The 3,765-nt window shown below is 62.3% G+C and carries 5 protein-coding genes; all 5 read right to left on the bottom strand.

Annotated elements, in window-relative coordinates; all coding sequences use genetic code 11:
- Positions 1–59 precede the first annotated feature (59 nt).
- Positions 60–581 (bottom strand): cytochrome C, encoded by a 522-nt coding sequence (locus HX873_RS29935; protein WP_102606077.1) that lies wholly within the window; start codon positions 579–581, stop codon positions 60–62.
- 124 nt (positions 582–705) lie between these two features.
- The gene (locus tag HX873_RS29930) at positions 706–1,227 is read right to left on the bottom strand and encodes a methylamine dehydrogenase light chain (protein WP_003208877.1); all 522 of its coding nucleotides are present in this window, start codon (positions 1,225–1,227) and stop codon (positions 706–708) included.
- Between the two features lie 19 nt (positions 1,228–1,246).
- Positions 1,247–1,867 carry a methylamine dehydrogenase accessory protein MauD gene (mauD, locus tag HX873_RS29925; RefSeq protein ID WP_003208875.1) on the bottom strand — a complete coding sequence of 207 codons (621 nt, stop codon included), beginning with the start codon at positions 1,865–1,867 and terminating at the stop codon, positions 1,247–1,249.
- Positions 1,868–1,870: 3 nt separating this feature from the next.
- The gene (locus HX873_RS29920) at positions 1,871–2,410 is read right to left on the bottom strand and encodes a MauE/DoxX family redox-associated membrane protein (protein WP_008431061.1); all 540 of its coding nucleotides are present in this window, start codon (positions 2,408–2,410) and stop codon (positions 1,871–1,873) included.
- A 12-nt stretch (positions 2,411–2,422) separates the two neighbouring features.
- Entirely contained in the window at positions 2,423–3,571 is a 1,149-nt protein-coding gene (locus HX873_RS29915) for an amine dehydrogenase large subunit (protein WP_003208872.1), read from the bottom strand.
- Positions 3,572–3,765: the final 194 nt, after the last annotated feature.

Raw genomic sequence — 3,765 nt, 5'->3', positions numbered from 1 at the left:
GGTGACTGACACACCGCATTCGCGAGCAAGCCCGCTCCCACATTTGGATCGCGTTTCGTTCAGTTGGGCATTCCATCTTCAATCGCAATCCCTTGCGCCCGCATTTCCTTGATCAACCCCGCCCTTGTGCCCGGCAGATTGAGCATCGCCTTCTGCCGTAACTCAGTCACTTCCGCAGCGCTATAGGGCTTGTAATCCACCGGCGTACTCTTGCCCGCCATCCCGTCCGGGCGCATCAGCCAGTTCAGCAAATCCGCCAGTTGCCCATCGTTCAGCGCCGACTGCGACATCCCCGGCACCCGTACCAAAAACTCCCGCCCGCCTGGCACCTTCAGAAAGTTGCCGACAAACCCGGTCATCCTCGGTGTGTCGTTCGCCGCCGAGCCCATGCCGCTGCCCAGATGGCAGCCGGCACACTGCAGCTGATAGTTGGTCGCCACGCTGTACCCGGCTTGGGCGATCGGCGTTTGCGGCGACTCATTGCCCGGTGCGTGCTTCTGGTTTGGATTGGGAATGGCCCGAGCCTGGGCGAGCGGGGTGGCGAAGACACACATCAAGCTCAGCAAAAACAACGTACGCATGACAAGCCTCTTGCACTGACCTATGGCGAGGGCGCTTGCTCCCGTTGGGCTGTGCTGCGGCCCCAAGATCTCTGGCAGCGCTTCGCACTCCAACGGGAGCAAGCTCCCTCGCCACAAGGGTGAGTTAAACCGCGACGCCGCGAATGATCGAGACCGTGCAGTGGTAGATGTGGGATTTGGCCGCCAGGCACCAGTTCACATCGTTGTTGTTGAACGGCCGGTATGCCGGTTCCTCGCTGTCGTTACGCGTGCACGCGCACTGGGCGCAGCTTTGCTTACCGCAGCAGTCGTTATAGGAAATGATGTAGTCCTTGCCATCCGCCGGGTTGCGGCAGGTGCCGATCCAGGTCACCTGGGACGCCTCGGTGCCCGGTGGGCAGGAGGTCACCGAACCGCCACAGCAACTGCACAGGAAGCCGTCGATGGAGCAGTAGCGCCAGTAGTCGCAACTGTTCGGGTCGCCCGGGTCACCGGCTTTCGGGTTATCGGCAGCCAGCGCCTTGCTGGTGCGGTCCAGGGGCAGTAGCAGGGGCAACGCGGCGCCTGCGACCATCAGCGAACCCATACGGGCCAACAGTTTGCGTCGCGACGTGGTGTCGGCCAGGCGACGGGTCGAGCGCTCGAATAACAGATCCAGCAATTTCATGAGAGTCTCCCTGCCTTAATCAGTGGCTATGGCCGTGGCTGTGGTCGTGGGGCTGCGGCTGGCTGTTGAGGTATTCCTGCAGCGTCGCGCTTTTCAGGTGTTCGACTTCGAACAGGCTGTCCAGGTGCTCGCGGGAATTGACCAGGCCCTTGGCGCGCAAGGTGCCGCTCTTGTCGATCAGCGCGGCATACGGCAGCTTGCCGATCTGGTAGGTCATGCCGACTTCCGGGCCGACCACGTAGGTGACGTCGTCCAGCTTGTGTTCGGTGATCAGCGCGTGCTGGGCTTCCATGTCGCCGTCGCTGATAAACACCACATCGAGTCGGTCAGCCTGTTCCCTGGCGATGGACTTGATCGCCGGCAACAGGGATTTGCAGATCGGGCAGGTGGGCGAGAGGAAGAACAGCAACTGGTTCTTCTCACCGGCATAGCCGAAGTTCACCGGGCGGCCTTTACGGTCGGAAGCGGTGACTTGCGGGGCCGGCTCATTCACCGCCACGCCCTTGTCGACCATCAGTGCGCCGGCCGGGGCGATGCGCCCGTGCAGCACACCAATCTGGCGCACCAGGCCCATCACGGCAAACGCCAGCGCCAGCAGCAGTACCCACAGCAGTACGTTGGAAACAATAAGGCCTTCCATTGATCACCTACCAATCAGTTTGAGCAGAAGAGGGGAGTTCGCCAGCAGGCCATCGGCTGCGGCGTAAATCAGCAGCGCGACGGCGCTGGCGGCGACGGTGACGAAGCCGTCGAAAAAACCCAGGTCACGGGCAATCGGCAGCACGCTGGCCAGCAGGGCCACGGCCACCAGTGCGCCGTTGCGCAACAGCAGGATCGGCCGCAACGGCTGCGCCTGGTCGGGGCCTGCGCAGCCGCAGTCGATGTCCCGGCGGCCGCGCCACAGGTTGATGCCAATGGCGGCGGCGTACAGTGCAATCAGGCCGGCGGCGCCGAGGGCGGCCCAGGAACGGCTGGCCGGCACCAGCAGGGCAAAGGCAATCACCAGTTCCAGCAACGGGATTACCCGGGCGGCGGGGCGAGTCACTGCCTCTGGCAGCAACTGGTAATCGGCCAGTTGCCGGGCGAAGCGTGCCGGTGCGCGCAACTTGTGGGTCGCGGCACTGGCCAGCAACACCGCGATGGCGAGGGCGCTGGCAATGATGAAGATCGGGTCGATATGCATGGCCGAACCTCTTTAGTAGCTCATGATCTGGGTTGCGGTCTTCGCTACCTTGGCCATGCTACCGGTGAGTTTGTTGGTCTTGAGGTCGAAGATCTGCAAGCCGCCTTCGACGTCGGCGCCCAGCAACAGGGGCTTGTCGTCGCCGGTGGCCTGCATGCTCCAGACCGGGGTCGGGGCTTCCAGGGTGGCTATCTTTTTCATGGTCTTGAGGTCATAGGCCCAGATGATGGTGCTCGGGTCTTCCCACTTCATCGGCTCGTGGTTGTCGTGCATCAGCACGTACATGCGGTTGAGTTTCGGTGCCACGGCCATCAACTGCCAGCCACCCGGGGCCCAGCCGGTTTTCTTTTCCGCGTCGGTGGTGAGTGACCAGGACGGCAGGATTTTCGGCTCATCGCCGGAGAAATCTACCGGGCGGATGGTGCCGGTGGTGGTGGTGAAGTAGTAGGTGTCGCCCACGTTCACCGCGCGTTCGTTGAGCTTCTCGGCGTTGGGGTCGAAGAAGTGCGTGCGGTTGCGCGAGGTTTCCTGGCCCTGCTCGTTCAGCGTCACCACTTGCAGGCTGCCGTCGCCGCACAGGGAGGCGAAGCGGCGAGTGCCGACCGGGTAATTGAGTACGCAGCCCGGGATCGCGATTTCGGCGGTGACGGAGCGGGACTGGGTGTCGACCACGGTCACCGAGGTGGAGGGTGTGAAGTTGTAGACGTAGACGAAGCGGTCATCGCCGCTGGTCTTCAGCCCATAGCGCTGGGTCAGGGATTCGGCGCGTTTGTTCGGGATCAGCACTTCCCAGGCGGGCGACAGGCTGGAGCTGTCCCAGGCGGTGAGCACATCGGTGCGATCGCCCCGGGTGCCGCGGGAATAGTAGATGTCGGCGCTGTACAGGGTCTTCTGGTCGTGGCTCAGGGCCGAGGGCGCGGCGAAGCCGGTGGGGACCATGCCGAGGACGCGCTTCTTGTCGGGATCTACCACGGTGACGCGGCCGACCACGAAGCTTTCGAATTCGACGTCTACCACGAATGCGCGGTGGGCTTCCGGTGGAAAGGCCAGGGTGGTCTGGCCGATGGTGTCTGGCGGTAAATCCGCCTGGGCGCTGTTCAAGCCGAGTACAAGCAGGCCCAGACCCAGCGCTGACTGTACGTTGATCCTGTTGCTTCGCATTAGGGGCACTCCCTGAATTATTGTGTTTTGCTAATCGCGGGTGCTTTGGCAGATTCTTGCAAGTGGATTCTGCCTTGTGGGGCGATTGCAAGAATTGTTGTGTCTGCCAAGTGGTTGTGTGTCTGTGCCAATGGTTTGGGGTAGGGTGTATATCCGTTATTTTTGTTATGGCTGGTATTGGTTCCGCTCTTACA

The sequence above is a fragment of the Pseudomonas sp. P7758 genome (assembly GCF_013386485.1).
Classification (GTDB): Bacteria; Pseudomonadota; Gammaproteobacteria; order Pseudomonadales; family Pseudomonadaceae; genus Aquipseudomonas.
This window is presented reverse-complemented; position numbering and strand designations above follow the sequence as displayed.